This window comes from Pseudotenacibaculum sp. MALMAid0570, assembly GCF_040151415.1.
Lineage (GTDB): Bacteria > Bacteroidota > Bacteroidia > Flavobacteriales > Flavobacteriaceae > Polaribacter.
On the sequence record NZ_JBDKWF010000050.1, the window covers coordinates 46,622 to 73,352 of the forward strand.

Annotated in this window: 26 protein-coding genes and 1 tRNA gene; 21 read left to right on the forward strand and 6 right to left on the reverse strand. The window is 32.2% G+C overall.

Translation table 11 applies throughout. The annotated features are described in order from the left end of the window. Positions 1-12: 12 nt before the first annotated feature. On the reverse strand, positions 13-546 hold the full coding sequence (locus AAON49_RS12485) for an RNA polymerase sigma factor (protein ID WP_349555051.1): 534 nt from the start codon (positions 544-546) through the stop codon (positions 13-15). 183 nt (positions 547-729) lie between these two features. Here AAON49_RS12485 and AAON49_RS12490 point away from each other — a divergent pair, with 183 nt between their 5' ends. Continuing rightward, entirely contained in the window at positions 730-1,056 is a 327-nt protein-coding gene (locus tag AAON49_RS12490) for a hypothetical protein (RefSeq protein WP_349555052.1), read from the forward strand. Positions 1,057-1,091: 35 nt separating this feature from the next. Here AAON49_RS12490 and AAON49_RS12495 read toward each other — a convergent pair whose 3' ends face one another. Next, positions 1,092-2,237 carry a DNA polymerase III subunit gene (locus AAON49_RS12495; protein ID WP_349555053.1) on the reverse strand — a complete coding sequence of 382 codons (1,146 nt, stop codon included), beginning with the start codon at positions 2,235-2,237 and terminating at the stop codon, positions 1,092-1,094. Positions 2,238-2,475: 238 nt separating this feature from the next. Between AAON49_RS12495 and AAON49_RS12500 the strand changes: the two genes are divergently transcribed. Together AAON49_RS12500 and AAON49_RS12505 are read left to right on the forward strand one after the other, a co-directional pair. After that, positions 2,476-3,663: a phosphoglycerate kinase gene (locus tag AAON49_RS12500; RefSeq protein WP_349555054.1), complete on the forward strand. Its 1,188-nt coding sequence runs from the start codon at positions 2,476-2,478 to the stop codon at positions 3,661-3,663. A 206-nt stretch (positions 3,664-3,869) separates the two neighbouring features. Continuing rightward, on the forward strand, positions 3,870-4,910 hold the full coding sequence (locus AAON49_RS12505) for an aldo/keto reductase (RefSeq protein WP_349555055.1): 1,041 nt from the start codon (positions 3,870-3,872) through the stop codon (positions 4,908-4,910). Positions 4,911-4,980: 70 nt separating this feature from the next. Here the strand turns inward: AAON49_RS12505 and AAON49_RS12510 are convergent, their stop codons facing one another. Genes AAON49_RS12510 through AAON49_RS12520 form a run of 3 tightly spaced genes read right to left on the reverse strand, consistent with a single transcriptional unit; the run spans position 4,981 to position 7,257 of the window. Then, entirely contained in the window at positions 4,981-5,292 is a 312-nt protein-coding gene (locus AAON49_RS12510; protein WP_349555056.1) for a DUF6370 family protein, read from the reverse strand. A 6-nt stretch (positions 5,293-5,298) separates the two neighbouring features. Next, positions 5,299-5,562: a hypothetical protein gene (locus AAON49_RS12515; RefSeq protein WP_349555058.1), complete on the reverse strand. Its 264-nt coding sequence runs from the start codon at positions 5,560-5,562 to the stop codon at positions 5,299-5,301. Beyond that, a complete protein-coding gene (locus AAON49_RS12520) occupies positions 5,563-7,257 on the reverse strand; it encodes a glutamine--tRNA ligase/YqeY domain fusion protein (RefSeq protein ID WP_349555060.1) in 1,695 nt (564 codons plus the stop codon). 123 nt (positions 7,258-7,380) lie between these two features. Here AAON49_RS12520 and AAON49_RS12525 point away from each other — a divergent pair, with 123 nt between their 5' ends. From AAON49_RS12525 to AAON49_RS12595, 15 genes are all read left to right on the forward strand, one after another. Next, a complete protein-coding gene (locus AAON49_RS12525) occupies positions 7,381-7,776 on the forward strand; it encodes a DUF2452 domain-containing protein (protein ID WP_349555061.1) in 396 nt (131 codons plus the stop codon). Between the two features lies 1 nt (position 7,777). Next, positions 7,778-8,134, forward strand: a complete 357-nt coding sequence (gene folB / locus AAON49_RS12530) for a dihydroneopterin aldolase (RefSeq protein ID WP_349555063.1) — start codon at positions 7,778-7,780, stop codon at positions 8,132-8,134. Between the two features lie 53 nt (positions 8,135-8,187). Beyond that, positions 8,188-8,258: transfer RNA gene (locus tag AAON49_RS12535), tRNA-Cys, on the forward strand. A 145-nt stretch (positions 8,259-8,403) separates the two neighbouring features. Further along, positions 8,404-8,808 (forward strand): response regulator, encoded by a 405-nt coding sequence (locus AAON49_RS12540; protein ID WP_349555064.1) that lies wholly within the window; start codon positions 8,404-8,406, stop codon positions 8,806-8,808. After that, positions 8,809-9,351, forward strand: a complete 543-nt coding sequence (locus AAON49_RS12545) for a heme NO-binding domain-containing protein (protein ID WP_349555066.1) — start codon at positions 8,809-8,811, stop codon at positions 9,349-9,351. Next, positions 9,344-11,440 carry a PAS domain-containing sensor histidine kinase gene (locus AAON49_RS12550; RefSeq protein ID WP_349555067.1) on the forward strand — a complete coding sequence of 699 codons (2,097 nt, stop codon included), beginning with the start codon at positions 9,344-9,346 and terminating at the stop codon, positions 11,438-11,440. Before AAON49_RS12545 ends, AAON49_RS12550 begins: the two co-directional genes overlap by 8 nt. 1 nt (position 11,441) lies before the next feature. Continuing rightward, positions 11,442-11,768 (forward strand): Hpt domain-containing protein, encoded by a 327-nt coding sequence (locus AAON49_RS12555; RefSeq protein ID WP_349555068.1) that lies wholly within the window; start codon positions 11,442-11,444, stop codon positions 11,766-11,768. Between the two features lie 6 nt (positions 11,769-11,774). After that, the gene (locus tag AAON49_RS12560; protein ID WP_349555070.1) at positions 11,775-12,479 is read left to right on the forward strand and encodes a LytR/AlgR family response regulator transcription factor; all 705 of its coding nucleotides are present in this window, start codon (positions 11,775-11,777) and stop codon (positions 12,477-12,479) included. Positions 12,480-12,575: 96 nt separating this feature from the next. After that, on the forward strand, positions 12,576-14,111 hold the full coding sequence (locus AAON49_RS12565; RefSeq protein ID WP_349555072.1) for a hypothetical protein: 1,536 nt from the start codon (positions 12,576-12,578) through the stop codon (positions 14,109-14,111). After that, on the forward strand, positions 14,108-15,130 hold the full coding sequence (locus tag AAON49_RS12570) for an HlyD family secretion protein (RefSeq protein ID WP_349555074.1): 1,023 nt from the start codon (positions 14,108-14,110) through the stop codon (positions 15,128-15,130). Before AAON49_RS12565 ends, AAON49_RS12570 begins: the two co-directional genes overlap by 4 nt. Positions 15,131-15,325: 195 nt before the next feature. Beyond that, entirely contained in the window at positions 15,326-16,690 is a 1,365-nt protein-coding gene (locus AAON49_RS12575; protein WP_349555076.1) for a nucleotide sugar dehydrogenase, read from the forward strand. 29 nt (positions 16,691-16,719) lie between these two features. Further along, entirely contained in the window at positions 16,720-18,102 is a 1,383-nt protein-coding gene (locus AAON49_RS12580; RefSeq protein ID WP_349555078.1) for a TackOD1 domain-containing metal-binding protein, read from the forward strand. Continuing rightward, positions 18,102-19,421 (forward strand): glycosyltransferase family 2 protein, encoded by a 1,320-nt coding sequence (locus AAON49_RS12585; protein WP_349555080.1) that lies wholly within the window; start codon positions 18,102-18,104, stop codon positions 19,419-19,421. Before AAON49_RS12580 ends, AAON49_RS12585 begins: the two co-directional genes overlap by 1 nt. A 96-nt stretch (positions 19,422-19,517) precedes the next feature. Next, positions 19,518-21,641 carry a DUF4114 domain-containing protein gene (locus AAON49_RS12590; protein ID WP_349555081.1) on the forward strand — a complete coding sequence of 708 codons (2,124 nt, stop codon included), beginning with the start codon at positions 19,518-19,520 and terminating at the stop codon, positions 21,639-21,641. A 104-nt stretch (positions 21,642-21,745) separates the two neighbouring features. Further along, complete coding sequence (locus tag AAON49_RS12595; protein ID WP_349555083.1) at positions 21,746-21,946, forward strand: hypothetical protein; 201 nt, start codon at positions 21,746-21,748, stop codon at positions 21,944-21,946. 146 nt (positions 21,947-22,092) lie between these two features. Here the strand turns inward: AAON49_RS12595 and AAON49_RS12600 are convergent, their stop codons facing one another. Further along, a complete protein-coding gene (locus AAON49_RS12600) occupies positions 22,093-22,218 on the reverse strand; it encodes a hypothetical protein (RefSeq protein WP_349555084.1) in 126 nt (41 codons plus the stop codon). A gap of 143 nt (positions 22,219-22,361) precedes the next feature. Here AAON49_RS12600 and AAON49_RS12605 point away from each other — a divergent pair, with 143 nt between their 5' ends. Genes AAON49_RS12605 through AAON49_RS12615 form a run of 3 tightly spaced genes read left to right on the forward strand, consistent with a single transcriptional unit; the run spans position 22,362 to position 26,706 of the window. Then, positions 22,362-23,207: an MBL fold metallo-hydrolase gene (locus tag AAON49_RS12605; RefSeq protein ID WP_349555085.1), complete on the forward strand. Its 846-nt coding sequence runs from the start codon at positions 22,362-22,364 to the stop codon at positions 23,205-23,207. Positions 23,208-23,213: 6 nt separating this feature from the next. Further along, positions 23,214-24,860, forward strand: coding sequence for a S8 family peptidase (locus tag AAON49_RS12610; protein ID WP_349555086.1), 1,647 nt, complete (start codon positions 23,214-23,216; stop codon positions 24,858-24,860). Positions 24,861-24,882: 22 nt separating this feature from the next. After that, complete coding sequence (locus tag AAON49_RS12615) at positions 24,883-26,706, forward strand: M1 family metallopeptidase (RefSeq protein ID WP_349555087.1); 1,824 nt, start codon at positions 24,883-24,885, stop codon at positions 26,704-26,706. Positions 26,707-26,731: the final 25 nt, after the last annotated feature.

Here is a 26,731-nt window from a genome sequence, read left to right on the forward strand (position 1 = left end):
TCTTTCTCCTTATTAGATTGTTTGAAAATAAACTTCCTTTAATTTTTTAAGTGCTCTATGCACTTTTACTTTTACAGCTCCTTCAGAGCTTCCCATGATTTCTGCAATCTGACTGTATTTGATTTCCTGAAATCGATGCATTACAATCAATTCTCTGTCTGAATTGCTAAGCATCAACAACGCTCTTTGCAAATGACTTAACTCCTCTTCATTACTTTCAGTAATTAATATTTCTCCAGAATCTGTCATGTCATCGTTAATCATATGACTTCTCTCTTTTTTCTGCTTTTGGTAATAGGTTGAAAATATATTTCTGGCTATGGTAAAAATCCAAGAAGCAAAATTCCCTTGATTGTAAGAACTTCTATACCGAATTACCTTGGCAAACACATCTTGAGTTAAGTCTTCGCTAACAGCTTGATTTCGCACCATTTTTTGAAAGAAATTATAAATTCTTAGATGGTAACGATCAAACAGATGTCGCAATTGATCTAAATCTCCTTTAGATACTTCAATCATAATTTGTTCGTCTGTAGCTCGACTCAACGGTGTTTGTTTTTGGTTGGTTTCTATCTTGTAAACCAGCGTTTTTAGAAAAGGTTACATCCAAGGTAAAAAAAAATGAAATATTTTTTTGCTTTTAGTTTGAAGTTGATTCCCGTTCTACATTTTCAGATTACCCGAATTTATATTAAATGCAATAAATTCTAATATTCTATATTTAAATTGATGACACTCATAGAACTTATCCATTATTTCAGATCAGGAGGAAACGAAAACCAATTTATAAAAGAAAATTCTTTAGACCCAGAATCTGAAGTAATTGAAATCTATATGCAAAAGCCTTTTAGTTTTGATAAGGAAATTGCTTTTTTTGAAGCTGAAAAAACTGAAGGGAAAATTGAGTTTGAATTCGAAGATAGCAAGTATTATAATCTCATGGACTTTTACTATTTACATGATTTTATAGAAGAATCTAGGATGGAACAGCATAAAAACTTATCTAATATTGAATTGGCTAAAATATTTTTGAATTACTGTTTGAATGATGGTTAGCCGGATTTAACAAAATCACATTCTGCATAAGTTAACTAAACTGTCTCCTCCTTCTTATGCAAAAAACGTGTCAATTTCATAGAAAGATCTAGTAAAATAATCTTTGCATTTCCGTTACGTTCTATATGATACAAGGCATCGTTCAATTCTTTGGTGATTTCTTGAATGTTCCCACTATGAACAAACGGAGCAAAGTTTTTCAGATCAAACTTAGGCGTTTGTGTTTCTAAGAACACCAAGTCAGGAGATTTGTAATTCAACAACAAAGCCTGTCTAAAGAACTGTAAACAATAGGCTAAGAATCGCTTTTGAGTTTCGCGTCCCGATTTGGCAATCTCGTCACTCCACGCAACCAAATCCTGAATCACAGCTGCATTTCCTTTGGCCTTAAAGGCAGCACGAATCCATGTAATAAACCATTGCTCAAATTGTAAATCACTAGAATCTTGGTGTAGTAGATGCACAGCTTTGTTGTAATTTCCTTCTGATTGATGTGCAATTTTTACAGCTTCATTTTCAGAAATTTGCTCTCGTTCCATCAAAGCACTTGCAATATCTTCCTCACTTAAGGCAGGAAAATGTAATGATTGACAACGCGATTTGATAGTATTGATAATCTGATCTTCATTTTCAGTAACCAACAAGAAAATTGTTTTTGCAGGAGGCTCTTCTATCAACTTCAGTAATTTGTTAGCGGCGGCAATATTCATTTTTTCAGCCATCCAAATAATCATGACTTTAAAACCACCTTCATAGGATTTGAGTTGTAACTTTTTTACAATTTCTAGAGATTCGTCTACACCAATTAATCCCTGCTTATTTTCTACGCCAATAAATTGCAACCAATTGAACAAACTACCATAAGGGTGCTCAGAGGTAAACTCGCGCCAATCTTCCAAAAAGAGATTACTTACCGGATGTTTCTTTACCGAATCGTTTGTAGTAACAGGAAAAGCAAAATGTAAATCAGGGTGCTGTAATTTTTCAGCTTTCAGCTTTGTTGCTTCAGGATTGTTAGATGATTGTTCTAACAACAATTGAGCGTAGGCAATTGCCATGGGAAGTGTTCCACTTCCTTCTTTTCCTACAAATAATTGAGCATGCGGAATCCGACCATTTTCAGCTGAAGTTTGCAAATGGTTTTTAATATGATGTTGTCCGATAATGTGATCGAAAGGCATGGAACAAATGTAAAATTAAGAAATTAGAATTGCGAATTATGAATGATGAATTTTAATGTGCAAAAGTTACTATTGGATTTTAAACTTTAACGAACGGTGACTGAAGCTTACTAGGATACGAAAACGTTCTCTCAATTTTTAGAATTTTGCCTTCGGCATACGTATTGAAATGGTTATTTTTGTTTCGCTTTTAGGCAAAAAAGAATACAAGACTTTGAACTATAAATAGAAACGTTCCATGAAAACCATTCACGATTTTAATTTCGAAAACAAAAAAGCACTCATCCGAGTTGATTTCAATGTGCCGTTAAATGAGAATTTTGAAGTCACAGATACTACACGTATTGAAGCTGCAAAATCTACAATTATCAAGATTTTAGAAGATGGTGGATCTGCGGTTTTGATGTCGCATTTAGGTCGTCCAAAAGGTGTAGAAGAGAAGTATTCTTTAGAGCATATTGTAGAAAAAGTTTCTGAAGTAATTGGTGTTCAGGTAAAGTTTGTAAACGATTGTGTAGGCGAAAAGGTAGAAGAAGCAGTTGCTAATTTAGAAAATGGAGAAATCTTATTGTTGGAGAACTTACGTTTCTACTCTGAAGAAAAATCTGGAGACAAAGCATTTGCAGAGCAATTGTCGAAAAACGGAGATATTTATGTGAATGATGCTTTTGGAACTGCACATAGAGCACATGCTTCAACTACGATTGTGGCAGAATTTTTTCCAGAACACAAATGTTTTGGAAACTTATTAGCCAAAGAAATTGAAAGTATAGATAGAGTCTTAAATAATAGCCAAAAACCTGTATTGGCAGTTTTAGGAGGAGCTAAAGTATCTTCTAAGATTACAGTAATTGAAAATATTCTGGACAAAATAGATCACTTAATTATTGGTGGAGGAATGACCTTTACTTTCATCAAAGCACAAGGTGGTCAGATAGGAAATTCTTTGGTTGAAGATGATAAATTGGATTTAGCTTTAGAAATTCTAGACAAAGCAAAAGCAAAGAACGTGCAAGTTCACTTGCCTGTAGATGCTGTAATTGCCGATAGTTTTAGCAATGATGCCAATACAAAAACCGTGAGAGTAAATGAAATTCCTGATGGATGGATGGGTCTAGATGCAGGTGAAATTTCTGCAGAAGTTTTTGATAAAGTTGTGGCTCAGTGTAAAACAATTTTATGGAACGGGCCTTTAGGTGTTTTTGAAATGGAAACTTTTTCCAAAGGAACGATAGCTTTAGGAAATTCAATCGACCAAGCTACTCAGAATGGAGCATTTTCTTTAGTAGGAGGGGGCGATTCAGTTGCTGCTGTAAAACAATTTGGTTTTGCAGATAAAGTAAGCTATGTCTCTACCGGAGGAGGAGCGATGTTAGAAACCTTGGAAGGGAAAACGCTTCCTGGAATTAATGCAATACTAATTTAGTTAAGTTGTTTATTTGTGGATATGTTTATGTGTTAAACAGTCACAACAAATAAACGAATCAATAGAAGAGAATTAATAATGTCATTTCGAGCAAAGTCGAGAAATCTCACTAAATTAGTTTAGAGTTTTATCTATTGATGTGTTTGGAGATGAATTCAATAAAAAATAGAAAACGAATAAACTGTTTAAACAAATAAACACCTAAAATGAAATACACCACACTACCCAATACGGATGTAAAAGTGAGCAAGATATGTTTAGGAACCATGACTTGGGGAAAACAGAACACAGAAGCTGATGGTCATGAACAAATGGATTACGCTTTAGAACAAGGAGTTAATTTCTTTGACACTGCAGAATTGTATGCAGTGCCAGCTTCAAAAGATACTTACGGAAAAACAGAAGAGATCATTGGGACGTGGTTTAAAAAAACAGGAAACAGAGACAAAGTAGTATTAGCGAGTAAAATTGCTGGAGCTGGAGATTATACTGCTCATATTCGTACAAATGGATTTGCTAAAGAGGCTATTGTTGAGGCTGTTGAAGGGAGTTTAAAAAGATTACAAACAGATTATATTGATTTGTATCAATTGCATTGGCCAGAACGCGGTGTGAATTGCTTTGGCGTGCGCGATTATCCATATCAAACATCGGCAAAAGAAGCTGAAAATCATTTAGAAATTTTAGAAGCTTTAGGAGAATTAATCAAACAAGGAAAGATCAAACATGTAGGATTGTCTAATGAAACTCCTTGGGGAACAATGCAATATTTGCAAACTGCCAAAGAAAATGGTCTGCCAAGAATGATTACAATGCAGAATTCATACTCCTTAATTCACAGAGGATATGAAGTTGGAATGTCTGAAGTTTCTATGAGAGAAAATATAGGATTATTGGCATATTCGCCATTAGCACAAGGAGTCTTGTCTGGAAAATATATTGGCGGGAAAACTCCAGAAGGAGCAAGAGGAACATTATTTCCAAATTTTATTGCTCGATACAAAAATCCTGGGTCTGAAGAGGCTGTAAAAAAATATTTAGACATTGCCAACAGACATGGGATAACATTAACTGAATTGTCTTTAGCTTTTATCAATCAATTACCATTTGTAACTAGTAACATAATTGGAGCTACAAAAATGGATCAGTTGAAAGAAAACATTGGAAGCATTCATATAGAACTGTCGGAGCAAATTTTAAGAGAGATTGAAGAAGTTCATCAATTAATTCCAAATCCAGCTCCTTAAGTGAATCTTATGACATAAGAGAACAAAAACCGAAATCGTATAGATTTCGGTTTTTGTTTTCCTAACTCATTTATTTTTTATCAATTAACGTAATCGATTCTGCTCTAAATCGATCGCCTTCAATTTTTCCAATAACTTCTCCTTTTCTAACAACCTCACAAAAACCAGTTTCTTTGTCGTGAGCATCACCAAAATCATCGATGTGAGCGCCATCTACAAAATAAGCTTTGTCATCAATTCTTACTGCAAGATCACAACCATCTTGAGTTTTTAAATCAAACTGACATTGTCCGCAAGAGACTTCAGCAACAATGGGTTTTTCTTTCTTTCCAGTACAAGAAAAAACGAATACTAAAGAAACGAATACTAGTATTTTTTTCATGATAGATTATTTTATAATTCGTCTACTTTCAATTTCTTCTTTAATTTTTCTCATCATTTTAAATTGATGAGGCAAGGTTCCAAAACAAAAAAGACCAACTACTAAAATAGATAAAAAAACAGGATTGTTATCTTTTGTTATCAGCCCATAAACAGAGGCGCATATCAATACAGACAACATAACGATTAGAACAATTACTACAACTCTAGTTTTTTTTAAACGTGATTTTAATTGTTCAGTTGTTAGCCTTTTAATGTATTGAGGAATCATTTATGAACTTTGTTTTTTAGCCCAACTATCGCGCAAACCAACGGTTTTATTGAATACTAAATTCTCTGAAGTAGAATCGTTATCAACGGCAAAATATCCTAGTCGTTGAAATTGGAAACGGTCTCCAATCTCAGCTGATTGTAAACTAGGTTCTACAAAAGCATTAATGACTTCCAAAGAATTTGGATTTAAGAACTCCATAAAATCTTTGTCTTTATGACTGTCAGGAGCTTCGTCTGAAAACAAACGGTCATAAGCTCTTACTTCTGCTTTTACTGCATGATTAACAGAAACCCAATGCAAGGTTCCTTTTACTCTTCGTTTACTTTCTTCAGTTCCGCTACCAGATCTACTTAAAGGATCGTATGTACATTGAATTTCGGTAATATTTCCTTCAGCATCTTTTGTACAACTTTCCGCCTTTATAATGTAAGCATTCTTTAAACGAACCTCTTTACCTAATTTTAATCGGAAGAATTTTTTATTAGCTTCTTCTCTAAAATCTTCTTTCTCGATATAGATTTCTCTTGAAAAAGGAACTTCTCTAGAGCCAGAATTTTCATCTTCAGGGTTGTTTTCTGCAATCAACATTTCCTCTTCTCCTTCAGGATAATTGGTAATCACCACTTTTATAGGGTTTAAGACTCCCATGACACGATTAGCAGTTTTATTCAAGTCTTCTCGAATCTTAAATTCTAATAAAGCTACATCAATTACATTCTCTCTTTTCGAAACTCCAACGGTTTCAATAAAATTCTTGATAGAATTTGGAGTATAACCACGTCTTCTCAATCCAGAAATAGTTGGCATTCTTGGGTCATCCCAACCAGAAACAACACCATCTTCAACCAAACGCATCAACTTACGCTTACTCATAATAGTATAACTTAAGTTCAAACGAGAGAATTCGCGTTGTTTTGGAATATGCGGATAATCTGTTTTGCTATACTCGTACACGTTGTCACGGAACCAATTATATAATTCTCTATGAGGTTTAAATTCTAAAGAACACAATGAGTGAGAAATTTGTTCTATATAATCACTTTCACCGTGAGTCCAGTCATACATTGGATAGATACACCAATCATCTCCAGTTCTATGATGTGTTTTAAAAAGCACTCGATACATCAGCGGGTCGCGCATCAACATGTTCGGACTAGCCATATCTATTTTTGCACGTAATACATGCTCACCTTCTTTAAAATCGCCATTTTTCATTTTTTGGAATAATTCCAAATTCTCTTCTACAGAACGATTTCTAAAAGGACTATTGGTTCCTTCTAGAGTTGGAGTTCCTTTTTGCTCAGCAATTTCCTCCGAAGTTTGACTATCTACATAGGCTTTTCCTTCTTTGATTAATTGAACAGCCCAATCGTATAATTGCTGAAAATAATCCGAAGAATATAATTCGTTTTCCCACTCATACCCTAGCCAAGAAACATCATTTTTAATAGCATCTACATATTCTTGTTCTTCTTTTGCAGGATTGGTGTCATCAAAACGAAGATTAACAGGAGCATTGTATTTTTCTCCTAAACCAAAACTAATTCCAATAGCTTTGGTATGGCCGATGTGTAAATAGCCATTGGGTTCTGGAGGGAATCGAAAACGTAAATTTTCTTTCGGCATACCATTTGCCAAATCCTCCTCAATAATTTGCTCAATAAAATTAAGCGACTTCTTTTCTTCAGACATTTGAATCAATTATAAATTGAAAGGGCAAAATTAAGGAAAATCCCTAGATTAAATCCTCATAAAACAAGTTTCTATAGAAGTTGATGATAATAAATTGTTGTAATTTTGCTCTTTATCTTAAAAATGGAAAAAAAACCAGATTTAGTAGTGTTTAATGAAGAGACACAACAGTACGATGCGTCTCTAAAACCCTATGGAACTAATGCCAGTGCTCCAGCAATTACTCCATTGGACACAGCTACGTGGAAGAATGATGGAGTTGATAAGGTAAATAAACAGTTGAAAAGTAAATTTGATGAGATTAAAAAAGCATATCAGGAGTTAATGACTCAGTTTGAGTACAATGACCTTGTGTACAATGCAAAATTTAATTTTGAACCTGTTATTGGAGAGATTTATCATTTGTATAATAACAAAAAGCAAGAACCTTTTCTTTCTTTAATCTCACCAGATCAATGTAGTTTTCATCATTTAGGATCATTTCGATTGAACTCGCAAAAAATGTGGGAAAAAGTATAGCATGGGAAAAATTCAGGTAAATAATATTAAAATCTACTCCAATCATGGTTGTTTAGAAGAAGAAGCTAAGATTGGTTCTTGGTATCGAGTAGATGTTGAGGTGGAAGCTGATTTAACAAAATCTTCTCAAACAGATGAATTGACTGATACAGTAGATTATGTTCATTTAAATTATATTGTGAAACAAGAAATGGCAATTCGATCGAAACTTCTAGAAGAAGTTGCACAACGAATTTTGAATCGCTTTTTTGATGAACTCCTTATGATTGATAAAGCTATAGTTAAAGTAGCTAAGATTAATCCGCCAATAGGAGGAAATGTAGAAGATGTGACCATAATTTTAGAGCAAAGCAGATAAACGCAAAAAAATAGTGCAAAAAGCAAAAAAAATGTAAATTTGCACACTCATTAGGTGTCGTGGCCGAGTGGCTAGGCAGTGGTCTGCAACACCATCTACAGCGGTTCGAATCCGCTCGACACCTCTAAAAAGCATCGATTTTTTCGATGCTTTTTCATTTAACGAACAAAAACTACCATTCGTCGAGGTTTGACATCCATTAAACTAAAGCATACGTAAGTTCATTCTTTTTTAATGATTTTTGTACTCGAAAAACCAATGACAAATCAATGAAAAAATTAAAAATTCTATTAATTGAAGATGATGATATAGAACGCATGAAGTTTTCTAGAGTTGCATCTAAGCTAGGAGGACACTCAATTATTGAAGCTGAAAATGGAGAAAAAGCTTTAGACGTTTTAGATCAAATAGAATCACCTAGTTTAATCATCTTAGATTTGAATATGCCTAAGATTAATGGCCTAGAATTTTTAAAGACTCTTAAATCCAACAAAAACCTTCAACATATTCCTATCGTAGTTATGTCTACATCAAATAATTACAACGATATTAAAAAATGTTATGAGATTGGAGTTTCAGGTTACATGATTAAACCTTTGCATTATGAAGATTATCAAAAGAAAATTAGTAATTTGATCAACTATTGGATGGATAACGAACTAATTATATCGTAAATGAAAGGTATTGTTTTTACAGAATTTCTTGAATTAGTAGAAGCTAAATTTGGATTAGAAACAGTAGATGAAATCATTGAAAAATCGAACCTCCCTTCCAAAGGAGCTTACACATCTATTGGAACATATGATTTCTCTGAAATGATTGCTTTAATTAGTAATTTGAGTGAGAAAACAAACCTTACCATTGATGAGTTGTTATATGTGTATAGCTTACATTTTTTTAGTGTCTTAGAAAGAGATTATTCTATGATTCTAAAAACGTATAAGAATCCTATGGAATTACTTTCATCTGTTGAAAGTCATATTCATGTAGAAGTTAGAAAAATATATCCTGATGCAGAGCTGCCTAGATTTGAAATAAAAAATCAAACAAAAAATAAATTAGAATTAATCTATTATTCTTCTAGATCTATGTATGCATTTGCTCATGGTCTTATAGAAAAAACATTTGAACACTATGGAACTTCAGCTTCAGTTTCCTACCAAAAAATAAAAGAAGATGGTTCTGAAGTAAAGTTTGTAATTTTGGAGAATGAGTGATGAAAAAATTCATATTCTTCAAAAAGCCTTAGAAAGAGAAAGACTTGCCAGAAAAGAAGCTGAAAAGATTCTTGAACAAAAATCATTAGAGTTATTTGAAAAGACAGAAGAATTAGCTTCTATCAACGAAAATTTATCAAAAGTTATCGATGAACAAACCATCGAGTTTAATGATATTTTTGATAACATTATAGACTCCTATATCTTAATGGATTTGCACGGGAACGTTTTAAAGATGAATGAACCTGCAACAAAATTCTTTGGATATAACCTAAAAAAAGAAAAGTTCAATGTCACAGAAATTATCTACGAAGGCGACTATGAATATGCATATGAGTCTTTTTATAAGCTAATTGAAATAGGGCATTTTGAAAATTATCAGGCTCGCATTTACACAAAATCGGGAGAGATAAAATGGGTGCAGATTAATTCTAGAATCATTCGAGATGGAGAAACAGAACCTAGGTTTGCACACGGAATTGTTAGAGATATTACCGAAGCCAAAGAGAGACAAGAAGCTTTCGAAGCGCAAAAACAACAATTAGATGCGATTGTAGACAATTCTTCTTTAGGAATTGTACTTACAAAAAAGGGAAGAGTTTTAAAGTCTAACAAAGCTTTTCAAGAAATCATTGAATATTCAGAAGAAGAACTTATTGGAATGACTGTAGGGGATGTCTCTATGGGAGATGATGAAGAGTTATCTTATATGTACCTTAATAAACTCTTAACGGGCGAACTAGAAGAGTTTACAGTGAATAAGAGGTATATGTCTAAAAAAGGAAAGATCATTTGGGCAAAAACTAGTGTAGCAGCTGTAAGAGACCCTGATGGTTCTATAAAGTATGAGGTAGCTTTAGTAGAAGATATTACTGAGGAGTTAAAGCAAGGAGCTTTATTAGAAGCATTAAATAACTTAATGTCTTCTATTCTTGGAAAGACAAATATCTATGAAATAGCATGGGAAATTACCAAAAACACAATCGGACTTTTAGGGTTTGAAGACTGTGTTATTTATTTGTTAGATAAAGAAAAGAATGAATTGAATCAGATAGCTGCCTATGGCGAAAAAGTTTCTTCTGACAATGAAATTTTAAATCAAATAGCTATTCCGTTAGGAAAAGGAATTGTAGGTACAGTTGCAAAAACTGGAAAAGCTGAAATTATTGCTGATACAAGTAAAGATAATAGATACATTGTAGACGATAAGTTGAGGTTTTCTGAAATAGCTGTACCAATTATAGCTAACGAAGAGATTATTGGAGTAATAGACTCAGAACATACAAGCAAAAACTTTTTCACAGAAGATCATTTAAAAACGCTTCAAACTATTGCAAGCTTAGCCGCTACTCAGTTAAAAAATGCATTGAGTTTACGATTGAGAGAAAAAGCAGAAAAGGAGAAAGAACTGGTATTAAAAGATTTACAAAAAAGTAATCAAGAATTAAATGATTTTGCTCATGTAGTTTCACACGATTTAAAATCACCGTTAAGAAGTATGAATACTTTGGTAAATTGGCTTAAAGAAGATAGCGCCGAATTTGCCAATGAAGAAATTAATCAAAATTTTGAATTACTCTTAAAAAGAGTAGACAGAATGGATCTTTTAATCAATGGAATTCTTAACTATGCTAGTATTGATAAAGTAGAAAAAATCAACAAGAAAATCGATATACAAAATATTGTTGATGATATCTTAGAAGGAATACATATTCCTGAAAATTTTATAGTAAAAGTTGCTGAAAAACTTCCTGTAATAAAAGGAGACTCCTATAAACTCATCCAATTATTTCAAAACTTAATAAGCAATGCAATTAAATATTGCGATAAAGAAAAAGGACTTATTGAAATTAATTGTAATGAAGAAAAAAAGCACTGGAAGTTTAGTATTTCAGACAATGGTAAAGGAATTCCTAAGAAGTATCATGAAAAAATATTTCAAGTATTTCAAGTACTAGAAGAATCTGAAGATTCTACAGGAGTTGGCCTTTCCATTGTTAAAAAGATTATCGACTTTTATGAAGGAGAAATTTGGTTAACATCTAAAGTTGATATAGGAACTACATTTTATTTCACCTTACCCAAGTAATATGGAAAAGCCTAATTTGAACTATATTAAACAACTATCTGACGGTGATATTGATTTTGAAAATCAAATTTTATCAGTACTAAAAAGAGAGTTGCCCGAAGAATTTGAAGAGTTTTTAAAAAATTTTAAAGAAAAAAACTTTATAAAAACTGCGGAAAATGTCCATAAAATAAAACATAAAATTAGTATATTGGGACTCACAAAAGGTTATGAAGAAGCTGCTCTATTTGAGAATGATCTTAGAGATCGTCGAGAAACAAAGCGCTATGACTCTTTTGTAGAAATTATAAAATCCATGTTGGATTTTTTAAGCCCCACTAAAATATAATTGATCATGAATTGCATAATCATAGACGATGATTCGGCCGCTAGACTTATAGTATCTAAGCTATGTGGTGAAATTCCAGAACTAAATGTGGTTCAGGAATTCTCTAGTGCTATCGAGGCAATTAAATACCTCAATGGAAATGAAGTTGATGTGATTTTTTTAGACATTCACATGCCAACCTCTTCTGGATTTGACTTTATGCAAACCTTAAAGAACCCGCCAAAAATAATTTTAACAACATCTGATAAAAACTTTGCTTTAGAAGCTTTTGAATATCCGAGCGTGGTAGATTATTTGTTGAAACCAATCAAACTAGTTCGTTTTGAAAAAGCGATTAAAAAGCTGTCAAGCTTTGTTGTAAAAGGAGAAAAATCTGTTTCTTCCGAGGCTTCAGATGAAACCAAAGAACTTTATGTGAATGTTGATCGAAGATTGGTAAAAATTAATTTTTCGGATATCAATGTTATTGAAGCAAAAGGAGATTATATTCGAATTAAAACCGACGATAAAAGTCATATTGTTCATTCTACTTTAAAAAAGGTAGAAGATAAATTACCTCAAGAATTATTTTTAAAAGTACACAGATCTTACATTATAAATCTATCCAAAATTATTGATATAGAGGATAATAGTGTGTTAATCAAACAAGATATTATTCCTGTTAGTAGGTCTAACAAAAGTGAGTTAATGAAAAGACTTAACTTGTTATAACCATTCAACTACACTAACGGTTTGTTTATCCATTTTCATTTCCCTTTAAACGATTAAAAACCGTTTGTAACACCTTCCATAGCTAATTTTATGGCTATGAAAACCAACATGCTTTTTGCTGGAATCATTATTTTAATGATGTCCGGTCTTCACGCGCAAACATTAGGTGATTTGGTAAAAGAAGGCGAAACTCTTTTCCAGAAGACCCAATCTATGTTGGCTTTTCCAAAATCTTCTCAATGGAATCCACTTCAAGATTTCTATACAAATTTAGACACTATTAAGAATGTAAACCTTTTAGAAACTCAATTAAGAGAATTTCAATCTCAGCAATATATACAAGATGTTGGATTAGTTTTTAAAGCTAATGCACAGTACAACTTTAGAAACAATTTTGATGAAGAAACCAACAATTTTAATATTGGAAGAATACGAGCTGAATTGGAATGGAATATCTTAAGCTCTGGTTACACTTACAATAGAACAAAATCAAAAAGATTAGAAAATGAAATAAAAATGCTGCAAAATAATCGAATCAGAGATGAAAGGATTTTAATGAGAAGACAGTTTAGAATCGATTATACCTACAATATCAATCAAGAAACAATCAATTTGTTTGAGAACTTTATTCGATTTGAAAATAAATACTTCGACTTTTTAAACAAACTGTACTACAAAAAACACATAAAAAGAGAACGAATTATTGAAGTAAGTCAACAAATTAGTGTACTCAAAAATCAAATTCAAGTACTAAAAAAACAGAACAATATTATAAAAGATAGTGTTTCGCAACAATATCTTACAAAGAGAGAACTTCCTTATTTAAAATTACAGATAGACTCTCTATATTATTTAAACAGTACTAAAAACCTATATCTTCAAAAAGAAAATGTTCGTCTTCAACACAAACCTATAAACGATTTAAATTTCTCATTGTACGTTCAAGAAAGTTTTAATTATTCGAGAAACGGACACCGTTTTGTGCCTTCAGTTGGAATTCGGTTTCGAGCTCCTATCAGATTTAATCAAAGAAAGAAGATTGTAGAAACAAAACTCAAAATCTTAACTGCACAGCACATTGATAAATCTGTTGGAAAGCAAAATAGAATAATTACACTAATTGCTGGATATAATGAAAAACTAAAAGATGTTCAAAATCAATTCAAGAACTGGAAAGTAGTAGAAGAAAGAATAAGAATTTTAAGTGTGTTAAAATCTGAATTAAATCATCAAGAAACAGGAACACTTGTATTGGAACTACAAGAAGAGCAATTTAAAATTTTAGAAAATATTTTGCAGTTAAAACGTCAGTTATATACAACAATAGCGCACATTTTTGAAGTTACTGAGTTTCCAAAAATCACTATGATTGTTGAACCGATCGATTTTAGGTCATCATTACAAACACTAGAAATTTCCTTAAAACATAGTGATGTGTTTAATCTTGAATTACAAATAGAATTTTTAAAAGCTAAAAACTATAATCACATAGAAGTATTAGAAAAAGATATTGCTATTCAAGAAGCTTTAAAGAAAGCAAACATAAAATTTAATAAAGTAAAAACAACAACACTGCCAGAGTTAGAAAATGCAATTCTGTTAGAGTTAAATCAAATACAAATTAAGTCATGAGAAAGTTTACTTACAAGAAGAATACTGCGGTGATTAGAACCCTTAAAGAGCCAAAAGTAAAAAAGAAAAAATGGAATATAGACAGAGTCATTTATTTCATCATCTTAATATTATTACTTTTTTGGTTGCTGAAGTTTATATATAATAAAACTATTTGGATAGAAGGAAATGGTCAAGTATTAATGGAAAAGGTTGATGTAAACTTTACAAATGATATACGTGTTAAAGAGATTTTCATTAATGAAGGAGATACAGTATCCGTTGGAAAAAATTTGTTTAATTATTTTCAAAATGACTTTGATAGTGATGCCTCAATTGTTTTAAAAAGCCTAGATAAAAAAGAACGACTGAACAATAATTTACAAGATATTTTAAAAGACATTCTTAAAAAACGAATTCAGCTAAAGAACCTGAAAAAAAGATTACAATTATTGGAAAAACAAGAGGAACAAGTTACAAAGCTAATCTTACTAGATGTATACACGAAAAATAAATTAGAAGAAGTAACCTCGCAAAAACTTCTGATTAAAAATCAAATAGATTTACTAAAAAACGAACTTTATTTTTTAGGAGCTCAAAAAGAAATGGTAAAAGGAAATAAAGAATCCTATCAAATAGGAGGAAACGGGAGCTTTGGAAATACATATACATCTCCTATTAAAGGAGTAATAGGTCAGATTTTAAAGAATACTGAAGAATCATGCTACAAATCTGAAAATGTAATGACCATCCACAACATAGAAAAAGTATTTATCAAAGCGTATTTTAATTTAAAAGACTTAGCAGAGGTAAAAAAAGGAAGCGTTGTTGATGTAGAATTTCCAGATAAAACTACTTCTAAAGGAATTATAAACAAACTCTATATCTCTACCTACAAAGCTCCTTCAGAGTTTCAGAAAAAATATGAACCAACAGAAAGAAATATTTTGGCTGAAATTGTTCCGTTAAGTAAAGAGCAAATTCCAGAATGGGGCAAATTTTACAAACTTAATCTCAAAGTGAAAATAGGAAAACTCTAATATCTATCAAACCCTCAAGTTCGTCGCTTGAGGGTTTTTCGTTAAATGGAATCTAAAAACCATTCGTCTAAACGAATCATCTTTTTGTCTACAGAACAAACTCAATAAGCTAATATAAACTGCTTAATTACAAATACCAGATAATTTAGCTGTATCAAATAAAAACAAAGTTTAACCCTTTTAATACAAGCAAAAATGAGTTTAGCACAATTAAAAACAGAAAACTATAAGACGGCTAATTTTCCAAAGCTAGCTTACAAGAAAGAAAAACTATTCCACCAATTAATAACAAAAAAGGAAAAGATAGCTGTAGTTGGTTTGGGATATGTAGGATTACCTTTAGCAGTTCATATGGCTGAGAAATTTAAAGTCGTTGGATTTGACCTAAATGAAAACAAAGTAATGCAACTAATTCAACATAAAGACCCATGTGAAGAATTGGCTGAAGAAGAATTTAAAGGGAAAGATATTAGCTTTAGTTCTAATGAAGAAATCTTAAAAGAAGCTAAATTTTACATTGTTGCAGTTCCTACTCCAATAGATGATTTAAAAAAACCAAACTTAGGACCAATTAAATCTGCAACAGCTACGATTGCTAAGTATTTAAAAAAAGGAGACACTGTAGTGTTTGAGTCAACAGTCTTCCCAGGATGTACAGAAGAAGTATGTGTACCTATTTTAGAAAGAATATCAAGGTTAAAATTTAATGAAGATTTTACAGTAGGGTATTCTCCAGAAAGAATTAATCCGGGAGATAAAGAACACACCTTTACCAAAATACAAAAGATTGTCTCAGGAAGTACAGAAGAAGCTTTAGAGTTAATTGCTAATGTATACAGTACAGTAGTTGTTGCAGGAGTTCACAAAGCACCTTCTTTAAAGGTTGCTGAAGCAGCAAAAATAGTAGAGAATATTCAAAGGGATGTAAACATTGGTCTGATGAACGAATTGTCTAAAATTTTTAGTGTATTAGAAATCAATACAAAAGAAGTTTTACAAGCAGCAGGAACTAAATGGAATTTCCACAATTATTTCCCAGGTTTAGTTGGAGGACATTGTATAGGTGTAGATCCATACTATCTAATAAATAAAGCTAGAGAAATGAAATATGCGCCCAAATTATTAGAGCAGGTGAGGCATGTAAATGAAAGTATGACTCAACATATAGTAGAAAGGTTAGACAGAAGATTATATGCCAAAAAATTCAGAAAGAATAATGTTTCTGTTTTAGTAAAAGGAATTGCATTTAAAGAGAATGTAAATGATATTAGAAATTCAAAAACTGCAGAACTTTGTCAAGAGCTAATGAATAAAGGATATAATGTTGTTGTTCAAGACTATATGGTAGATCCTAAAGAAGTAAAAAGACATTATGGAATTGAAGTTAAAAATACTCTTAAAGGAGAATTTGATGCCATAATTCTTGCCGTAGATCATGAAGATTATAAGCACTTATCCTATTACGATTATTTAAAAAATGGAAACCAAGAAACTGTCATTTTTGACGTAAAAGGAGATAAGAAAGATAAGTTTCCATCAGAAGTATATATGTCCTTATAAATTCAAAAAAGTATTAAAAGACTATATCTGTGTTAAATTTAGTTAGACATACAAATAATTCAAGAAAAATCATCCAAGACGGTTATTCTCTACTCTTGGTGTCACACGTAAGTGAATTACAAAAAGAAGACTTATCGCTTTTGGATGGTTTTATTATCAACACAGATTCACAGATATTTATAAAAGAAATCATTGTTAGTATTAGAACAAATTCTGATATAAAGATAGCCTTAAAACCGCTCTTTATCAATAGTATTTATCATCTACCAAAACAAACAGCAATACATTTAGACGGTAAAGTAGAGCTTTCAATGATAAGCTCTTATATTCAAAGAATACTTACCATTACTAAAAGAATTAATAGTGTTGAACAACCCAGACTACTATCCCATGATGTATTAATTCAATACAAAACCTTGGCGTATTTGCACACAAGAAACACTCAGTTAACAGCTGTACAATCAAGAGATAGTTTTATAGGATATGAATTTCCATTCATTTCACTCTTCTATAAAAAAACAGAAGCCATTTCTTTATTAGAAAACCTAAGAAAGGCTTCAGAAAAGAACTATTTATCGTTTAAATTACAAGACTATATTCACCTGTGTAAAAGTTGTTCAGGTAATTATTTGAATTTTAGAGAATCTTGTCCTCAATGTGATTCAATAGATATTGATGCACATGATATGATCCATCATTTTGTTTGTGCTCATGTAGCTCCAGAAAAAGACTTTAAAAAAGAAGAAGCTTTAGAATGTCCAAAATGTGATAAGCATCTTAGACATATTGGGATTGATTATGACAAACCTTCTACAATTTATTCTTGCAATTCTTGCAGTCACGAATTTCAAAACCCAGGAATGCTCTCGTTGTGCGTAGATTGTGGAACTGAAAATAAATTAGAAGAATTACTGCGAAAAGCAATTGGAAATTATGCAATAACGCAAAAAGGAGAACAATTACTATATCAAAAAAACAATACTAAGATGTCTAAAGGAATAGATCATTCTGAAGATATTGGAAGCTTGGATGTTAATTTGTTTAAAATTCTTCTCAATCAAGAGATTAAGAGAGTGAATGTTACAAAAGGCGATAGCTTTTTTGCAACTATAAAATTTCAAAATAATCAATTACAATTATTAAACAATTCAGCTAAGAAAGGTTTAAGAAAAGAAATAGCTCAGATTATCAAATCCTATTTAAACGATACAGATATTCTGTCCTCTCAGAGCTTTAATAACTACTATTTATTACTACCAGAGACTAAAGAAAATCAACTAGATAGATTAGAATTAGTAGAATACAATCTGTCCAAATTATTGTCAGATAATTTAAAAGATGAAAAACAAAAAATAGAAATAATGATACATAAGATCAAAGGAACAGATCTTTTACAAAATTACTTTTTATAATGTTTTTTAGTATACATAATTTATTGCCAGAATACTTGAACTATTGGTTTGTAGTTGGTTTACAGAAGTTCATAAGAGTATTCTGGTATTTTGTTATTTTCGAATTCACGCGTTATATAATTATCGATTATGTGATAGCTTTTATCTTTTGGCTTACTGGGAAATCTAGAAATGAAAAATTTGAGAGGGCAAGACAAGAACTCTTTACAGAAAACCCTTTTGTATCTGTTATTATTCCAGGGAAGAATGAAGGGAAGCATCTTTTTAAACTAACAAAATCTTTAGACGAACAAACATTCAAGAATTTTGAGTTAATCATTGTAGATGATGGGTCTGATGATGACACCCCAATTATTGGTAAAAACCTTGAAGAGCTTGGATTAATAGATATGTTCATACGAAACGAAATGAGAGGCGGAAAAGCATCTGCTGCAAATCTAGCTTTACGGTATAGTAAAGGAAAATATATTGTTCATTTAGATGCTGATTGTTCTTTTGATAGAGATGCCATAGAACAAGTATTAATTCCTTTTTATTTAGACAAAAAAATTGGTGCCGTAGGAGGTAATGTAAAAGTGAGAAACTACCGAGAAAGTCTATGCGCTAAACTTCAGGCAATTGAATATTTAAAAACTGTCTCTGTTGGTAGAATTGTAACATCATATTTAGGAATCTATAAAATTATATCTGGAGCTTTTGGAGCTTTTAGAAAAGATGTTATCGATAGTATAGGAGGATGGGATATTGGCCCTGGTTTAGATGGAGACATTACTGTAAAAATTAGAAAATCTGGGTACAAGATTTTTTTTCAACCCAAAGCAGTTTGTCTCACAAATGCTCCTTCCAAATTTAAAGTACTTACAAAACAAAGACTTCGATGGGATAAATCTATTATTAGGTTTAGAGTCCGCAAACATAAAGATGTATACCTACCCAATGCTAATTTTAATTGGTTGAACTTTTTTTCTCTAGCAGAAAATGTGTTTTACAACGTGGTTTTAGATATTTTATGGTGGATATATATAATTGATATTGTAGTTAACTATTCAGGTTCATTAAAGTTTATCATTCCAATGAATTTTACACTCTACTTTGTGATGTCTTATGTACAAATGTTTAGTATATACATGTTTTCAGAACGAAAACAAGAAGAAAAATATTTATGGCCTTATGTTTCCTTGATGACTCTTTATACAGGAACATATTTAAGAATTGTTAGAACAGCGGCGTACTACAAAGAATTCTTTTTCAAAAGATCATACGAAGATGTTTGGAACCCATATAAATCCTCGATAAAAGCCAAAAAAGCTGGATTGTAAACCATTCGTCGAAAGAGGTGGGTAGCTCAGCGAAAAATCACTTAAAACACCTATTGATAGAGGTAGTTTTACATCAGAAATAATAACAAATTAACTATGTTTTTACAAGCAGAATTATCACCAGTTCTATCATTACAATTACTAGATCTTGTATTGGAAAATCAATATACATTAATTATTGTAGGGTGCATATTTGGGATTTATATGCTGAGAAAAACAACCAAAAACATTAATGAGATGATAACACAAGAAAAGAAAATTTACAAGAATTTTCAACAAGCGCTTTTAAAAGTTCTAATACTATCATTATTTTTTGCATGTCAAGAAAAATCATACGAAGATGAAAGCTTAGACATAATTGCCGATGAAGTAGCAAGACCCTATTCCGTAAATAATGATGCAAATTTACTCTCAAACAGAATCAAGTATATTAGAAGAACAGCAACTATAGAACCCGTTGTTAGTGGCCTTACAACTAGAGCAGCAAACTCAAATATAAACGGAGCACAAGAGTTGTATTATTGGGAACATGTAGCAGAGGTAGATCCTCTGGTAATAGAAGGAAAAACATTAAGCGCTACCCATATTTCGCTGGCAGATAACAAAGCTTATGTGAGTTATCATAAACAAGGAAATGATCATGTGGGAGCGATTGAAATTATAGACCTTTCCAACCCTAACTTTCCAATAATAGTCAGCCAGGCTTCGTTTCTTAAATCAGATATAAATGCAGTAACTTCAGATTTTGAAGGGAGTATTACTTCAAGAAAAATATGGCTTGCAATGTCGGATGCATTGCATGGAGCACAGGTCATAGAAATAGAATCTGTAGGAGGATTACTAACAGAAAATTATCAAAGAGTTAATCTGTCAAATATTTTAGAAGGTTCGGGTGTTTCAGCTTCAGCAAATGGAATTACATCAACAAACAATTACTTATATGTAACTTCAGGAAAAACATACGGAGGAACTGTTGTGTTAAATAAAGATAATTTAAACGGACTCTCTTCAGAGAGTTATAGTGATGCTAAATATGTGGCAGTAAACGGCAGAACAAATAATGCCAAAGTTGTTAGTTTAGTTACTGGCGACAATGCATCTATAAGAGTAGGAAATGTTGGAAGTGACTTAAGCACTTCTTCATATGGCATAGGATCTATCTTTCACCAAAATGTAATAGAAACTTATAGGGGAAAATCTACAATGGAGTTTTCACCTAAAAATAATAACAACATATATGTGGCAAAAGGAAAAGATGGAATTGCATTGGTAAATATAAATTCAGGAGATATTGTTTCGGAATCAAAAGGAACAATGTTAATAGCTGGAAATACTAATGGAGTAACAACCGATAACGACTATATATATGCTGCAAATGGCTCTGACGGAATTTCTATATCTCCTCACCCAGAAGCTGGAGGAGATATCGAACCTATTTTTTATTGGGATTTAGCACAAGAAGATGCTTCTGCAAACTTTATTATGGCAGATGGAGAATGGGTATTTGTTGCCAAAGGAGGAGGAGGATTTAAAATTCTCAGAAAGAGAACAAAAGACGAGTATAAGACGATAACAACTTATAACGACAAAGGGAAACCAGATGGAATGGAAGAGGATATTACAGTTTGTAGCACATTGTTGCCAAATATTTACGCTAACGTATTGCCAGAACAACAAAATGCTATGGAATTACATCCTGAATTTTTCGAGAATCCAGTCAAGAATATTACTGTAACAGAAGAAACAGAATTGTATTTAACTTTTATTGATGAAGGAGCTGGATATAAAAATGTATTGGGTTACTACACTTACCAAGAAGGAAATGTACCAACCTCAGAAGAACAATTAGATAAAATTGTGATTTTCCCAAATGCTTCTGCGCAAGGTTCTGGAGGTGAGTTAGTCAGAGGAAATACAATGAGGCTTTTAGGAACTTTCGAACCTGGAACTGTAATAGGATTCTTCGTCATTGCCAATGGATGGAGAAATGGTCAAATTACAGATGGTTATTACTCACAACATACAAATATTGATTACAATTTGAGCGGAAGACAACAAAGCCTCATTTTTTACGATGCAACTTGTAATTCTACAGTAATAGCTTTTGAAGACATTACCGTTCCTAATGGAGATAACGATTTTAATGATGCCATCTTTCAGATAACATCCTCAAACCCTAATGCTCTGGATACAAGTTCATTTATTCAAATAGGAAATTAAACCATTCATCGAACTAAACCAGCACTTTATCGAAAAAGAATGCTGGTTTAGATTCGATTAAATTAGCTTTATACCTAACTAAGAACAACTTAACATTATTTTTTATGGGGGTAAAAAATTACACTATTGTTCAAAGTTCATATAAACAAAGAACTTTAACATTCAAGAGAATTCCATTCTACTTATGGAAATTAAAAACAAGAGGATTTAACGGAGTACAATTGACAATTGTGACAGCATTAATGTCATTTTTTGTATTTGCTTTTGTGTCATTAATCTATTTCTTTATTACAAAAGGACTTTAATGCATTGCTTATGAAGTATTTACAAATCATGCCGCCAGAAGAATCCTTTTTTCAGCCTGATATGGGTTTGATAATAGCAATTTCCGTGATTCTTATTATGGTTATTGTATTATTTGATAGATCCAAGCTCTTATCAAGCTTGTTTGCTAGAAAGAAATAATAGGATTTCCGTTTAACGACACAAACCAACCATTCATCGAAGGTTTGTGTCTCCAGAACGAATAATCAAATGAATTATCTAAAAAAGATTGTTTTTTTGTAGTAGAAATCATGACAATAAAATTTGGGGGAATTTTATTAAACTTATGAACAAGCGGTACTAATTTAGTACCGCTTTTTTTATGAACCCTCTTTACATACCTTTTAAGGATTTTGTTAACATAAAATTCAGCTTTTTTCTGCATCTTTGTTAACGATGAAAATTTATCCTATAGAAACAGGAAATTTTAAGTTGGATGGCGGCGCTATGTTTGGCGTTGTGCCAAAATCTATTTGGCAAAGAACCAACCCTGCTGATGACAAAAATATGATTTCTATGAGTATGAGATGTATGCTAATAGAAGATGAAGATAGATTAACACTTATTGATACTGGATTAGGATCAAAACAATCAGATAAATTTTTTGGATATTACTACCTATACGGAGATGCTTCGTTGGACACTTCTTTAGCGCAATTTGGTTTCCATAGAGATGATATAACAGATGTTTTTTTAACACATTTACATTTTGACCATTGCGGTGGAGCAATTCAATGGAATAAAGATAGAACTGGATATCAACCAGCTTTCAAAAATGCACGTTTTTGGAGCAATCAAAACCATTGGAATTGGGCAATCGATCCTAACCCAAGAGAAAAAGCATCTTTTTTAAAAGAAAATATCCTCCCTGTTGAAGAAAGTGGTCAACTTAACTTTGTTCAATCCAATGCTATAGAAAAGCTGGGATTTGATGTATTGTTTATGGATGGTCATACAGAAAAACAAATGCTTCCTAAAATCAAATATCAAGATAAGACAGTTGTTTTTATGGCAGATTTGTTACCAACAACTGGGCATATACCACTTCCTTATGTAATGGGATATGACACAAGACCTTTGCTTACAATTAAAGAAAAAGAGCAGTTTTTAAATGAAGCTGCAGACAATGAATACTTCCTTTTTTTAGAACATGATGCATATTCCGAAATATGTACAGTGAAACATACCGAAAAAGGAGTGAGATTAAAAGAAACCTTTAAGTTTACAGATATATTTAATTAGAAAATTATGAGAATTTTAAAACCAGCATTGTACACGCTATGCATTGCTATAACAATTTCAAGTTGTAAATCAACTTCATCAATTACAAGTATTGCTGTTCCAGCAGGATCAGAAACGGCTATTGTAGCAACAGGTAAAAAAATTGCATTAACAGAAGATGAGAAAAAATCTTGGGGACATGCAGATCTTGCAAAAGACTCAATCCCAGGAATGAGTGTACAACAAGCTCATGATTTTGTAAAAGGAAAAAAAGGAACACAAGTAATCGTAGCGGTTGTAGATTCAGGAACAGATTTAGAACATGAAGATTTAAAAGATGTTGCATGGGTAAACCCAAAAGAAATCGCTGGTAATGGAAAAGATGATGATAAAAATGGTTTTGTAGACGACATCAATGGATGGAATTTCTTAGGAAAGATATATAAGGAAAATGCAGAGCTGTATAGAATCGTAAAGGATTCAACCATTGCAGATGCTGAAACTTACAAGAGAGCAAAAAGTGCTTATAAGAAAAAAGTAGCAGAGGCTACAACAAACAAACAAAGATATGGGCAAATATTACAAGCAGTAACATTTGCAAACACAAACATCATTAAAAAATTGAATAAAAAAGAGTATAAGAAAGAAGACTTAAAATCTATTGATGCTTCAAGCCCAGAAATGGCAAGAAGTGTTGCTATTGCAAATCAAATGTTTGATTTAGGGCTTTCTTCCTTACAAGAAGCAATTGATGAATTGACTGATTTAGTGAAAAATGCAGATGATTTGTTAAGTGGTAAAGCGCTAAAAACAAACTACAGAACAGTGTTAAATGATGATGAAAACTCTATGACAACTAAAGTCTATGGAGATAACAAATCTGGACACTCCGTTAAGAAGGAATCACACGGAACTCACGTTTCTGGAATTGTAGCTGCTACAAGAAACAATGGCAAAGGAATGAATGGTGTTGCTAACAATGTAAAACTGATGGCAGTAAGAGTTGTACCAGATGGAGATGAGTATGATAAAGATGTAGCGCTAGGAATCAGATATGCTGTTGATAATGGAGCTAAAGTAATCAATACCAGTTTCGGAAAAGGTTATTCGCCAAAAGTTCAGTGGGTATATGATGCGATTAAATATGCAGCAGAAAAAGATGTATTAATTGTAAATGCAGCTGGAAACGATTCAAAAGATATTGATACCAATGTTACCTATCCGAACGACACACCAGATATGGTAAATGAAATTTCAGATAACTTCATTACTATTGGAGCAATTAGTTCTAATTATGATGAAAACTTACTAGCTACATTTACCAATTATGGGAAAATAAATGTAGATATCTATGCGCCAGGAGTGCAAATTTATTCTACAACACCAGAAAATGAATATGCTTTCAAAGGAGGAACGTCAATGGCTTCACCAGGAGTAGCAGGAGTTGCTGCAATGATTCGTTCATATTATCCACAATTAAGTGCAAGTCAAGTAAAGAGAATTATAATGAATTCTGGTACGAAATTGGATTTAGAAGTCATCAAACCAGGATCTCCATCAAGAGAAAACCCTAACGGAGTAAAAGTTCCTTTTACAGATTTATCAGTTACTGGTAGAATCGTTAATGCTTACAATGCTCTTAAGATGGCCGATGCAATTGTAAATGGAAAATAATAGTATAAAACAATATAATATCATGAAAAAAATCACCGCTTTACTTTTCTTGTTTAGCGTTGCAGTTTCTGCTCAATCAACAGGATATTGGCAACAACATGCAGACTATACTATGGATATAGACATGGATGTAAAAACTTTTCAGTACAAAGGAAAACAAAAGTTAGTATACACAAATAATTCACCAGATGAATTAAACAATGTGTATTATCACTTGTACTTTAATGCTTTTCAACCAAACTCTCAAATGGACATAAGGTCTAGAAATATACAAGATCCAGATGGGAGAGTTAGAGATAGAATTAGCAAACTTACTCCAGAAGAAATTGGGTATATTAAAGTAAAATCGCTAAAGCAAGATGGGAAAGAAGTTTCATTTAAAACTGTGGGAACCATCTTAGAAGTAAAGTTAAACTCACCAATCAAACCAGGAAAAAAGACAACTTTTGAAATGGTTTTTGACGCTCAAGTTCCTAAACAGATTAGACGTTCTGGTAGAGATAACAAAGAAGGAGTTGCCTTATCAATGTCTCAATGGTACCCAAAAATGGCTGAGTATGATTTTGAAGGATGGCATACACCTCCATACATAGGAAGAGAGTTTCATGGTGTTTGGGGAAATTTTGATGTAAAATTACACATAGACAAAACCTATGTCGTTGGTGGAACGGGATATGTTCAAAATCCGCAAGAGGTAGGACACGGATATGAAAACAAAAACAAAAAGTTAAAGAAACAAAGAGGAGATAAATTAACCTGGCACTTTAAAGCACCTAATGTTCACGACTTTACTTGGGCAGCAGATCCAGAATATAATCATGATGTTTTAACTATGGATAATGGAATCGATTTGCATTTCTTCTATAAGAAAAACATGGAAGAGAAATTCTTAAAAAACTGGAAAGACTTACAGCCTAAAACTGCTGAATTAATGAAGTTTTTTAGTGAAAGAATCGGTCAATACCCATACAAACAATATTCTGTAATTCAAGGAGGAGATGGCGGTATGGAATATGCCATGTGTACGTTGATTACCGGTCAAAGAAGCTTTGGAAGTTTGTTTGGTGTAACCAATCATGAGTTAGCACATACTTGGTTTCAGTTCTTATTAGCAACCAATGAAAGCAAGCATCCATGGATGGATGAAGGTTTTACAAGTTATATTTCTGCTAAAGCTGGAAACGAAATTCTTAAAAGAGGACTTTCAAACCCACACACTGGGTCTTATGGAGGTTATAACTATGTTGTTAAAAATGGACTGGAGGAAACCTTGTCTACCCATGCAGATCGCTACCATACCAATACAGGTTATGGAGTTGCCAGCTATAGTAAAGGAGCAATATTTTTATCTCAGTTAGAATATATAATTGGAGCTGAGAATGTAGAGAAAGGATTAAAGAAATATTTCAAAGATTTTGGATTTAAACACCCAACACCTAATGACGTTAAGAGATCTATGGAAAAAGTATCTGGAATTCATTTAGATTGGTATTTAAATGAATGGACTCAGACGACTCATACAATAGATTATGGAGTAAAAGAAGTGAAAGGAAAAACAATTACTTTAGAAAGAGTAGGGCAAATGCCAATGCCAATGGATGTAGAAGTTACTTATGAAGACGGAACCAAGGAAATGTTTAATATTCCTTTAAGAATGATGAGAGGTCAAAAAAAGACCAATGCTACTGTTATAGATGATTGGACTTTCGCACATCCATCCTATACATTCACTGCTTCTAAAAATGTGAAAAGTGTACAGATAGATCCTTCAGGATTGATGGCCGACATAAATTCGGAGAATAATAAACTGGATGTAATTAGTCAGAAAGAAGAAATTAAAGAATAAAAAATAAGCGAGGTTTTTACCTCGC

Coding starts and splice junctions, on each gene's coding strand:
- AAON49_RS12490 (WP_349555052.1), top strand. CDS start 730: ATGACACTCATAGAACTTATCCATTATTTCAGATCAGGAGGAAACGAA.
- AAON49_RS12495 (WP_349555053.1), bottom strand. CDS start 2,237: ATGCCTTTCGATCACATTATCGGACAACATCATATTAAAAACCATTTG.
- AAON49_RS12500 (WP_349555054.1), top strand. CDS start 2,476: ATGAAAACCATTCACGATTTTAATTTCGAAAACAAAAAAGCACTCATC.
- AAON49_RS12505 (WP_349555055.1), top strand. CDS start 3,870: ATGAAATACACCACACTACCCAATACGGATGTAAAAGTGAGCAAGATA.
- AAON49_RS12510 (WP_349555056.1), bottom strand. CDS start 5,292: ATGAAAAAAATACTAGTATTCGTTTCTTTAGTATTCGTTTTTTCTTGT.
- AAON49_RS12515 (WP_349555058.1), bottom strand. CDS start 5,562: ATGATTCCTCAATACATTAAAAGGCTAACAACTGAACAATTAAAATCA.
- AAON49_RS12520 (WP_349555060.1), bottom strand. CDS start 7,257: ATGTCTGAAGAAAAGAAGTCGCTTAATTTTATTGAGCAAATTATTGAG.
- AAON49_RS12525 (WP_349555061.1), top strand. CDS start 7,381: ATGGAAAAAAAACCAGATTTAGTAGTGTTTAATGAAGAGACACAACAG.
- folB (WP_349555063.1), top strand. CDS start 7,778: ATGGGAAAAATTCAGGTAAATAATATTAAAATCTACTCCAATCATGGT.
- AAON49_RS12540 (WP_349555064.1), top strand. CDS start 8,404: ATGAAAAAATTAAAAATTCTATTAATTGAAGATGATGATATAGAACGC.
- AAON49_RS12545 (WP_349555066.1), top strand. CDS start 8,809: ATGAAAGGTATTGTTTTTACAGAATTTCTTGAATTAGTAGAAGCTAAA.
- AAON49_RS12550 (WP_349555067.1), top strand. CDS start 9,344: ATGAGTGATGAAAAAATTCATATTCTTCAAAAAGCCTTAGAAAGAGAA.
- AAON49_RS12555 (WP_349555068.1), top strand. CDS start 11,442: ATGGAAAAGCCTAATTTGAACTATATTAAACAACTATCTGACGGTGAT.
- AAON49_RS12560 (WP_349555070.1), top strand. CDS start 11,775: ATGAATTGCATAATCATAGACGATGATTCGGCCGCTAGACTTATAGTA.
- AAON49_RS12565 (WP_349555072.1), top strand. CDS start 12,576: ATGAAAACCAACATGCTTTTTGCTGGAATCATTATTTTAATGATGTCC.
- AAON49_RS12570 (WP_349555074.1), top strand. CDS start 14,108: ATGAGAAAGTTTACTTACAAGAAGAATACTGCGGTGATTAGAACCCTT.
- AAON49_RS12575 (WP_349555076.1), top strand. CDS start 15,326: ATGAGTTTAGCACAATTAAAAACAGAAAACTATAAGACGGCTAATTTT.
- AAON49_RS12585 (WP_349555080.1), top strand. CDS start 18,102: ATGTTTTTTAGTATACATAATTTATTGCCAGAATACTTGAACTATTGG.
- AAON49_RS12590 (WP_349555081.1), top strand. CDS start 19,518: ATGTTTTTACAAGCAGAATTATCACCAGTTCTATCATTACAATTACTA.
- AAON49_RS12595 (WP_349555083.1), top strand. CDS start 21,746: ATGGGGGTAAAAAATTACACTATTGTTCAAAGTTCATATAAACAAAGA.
- AAON49_RS12600 (WP_349555084.1), bottom strand. CDS start 22,218: ATGATTTCTACTACAAAAAAACAATCTTTTTTAGATAATTCATTTGAT.
- AAON49_RS12605 (WP_349555085.1), top strand. CDS start 22,362: ATGAAAATTTATCCTATAGAAACAGGAAATTTTAAGTTGGATGGCGGC.
- AAON49_RS12610 (WP_349555086.1), top strand. CDS start 23,214: ATGAGAATTTTAAAACCAGCATTGTACACGCTATGCATTGCTATAACA.
- AAON49_RS12615 (WP_349555087.1), top strand. CDS start 24,883: ATGAAAAAAATCACCGCTTTACTTTTCTTGTTTAGCGTTGCAGTTTCT.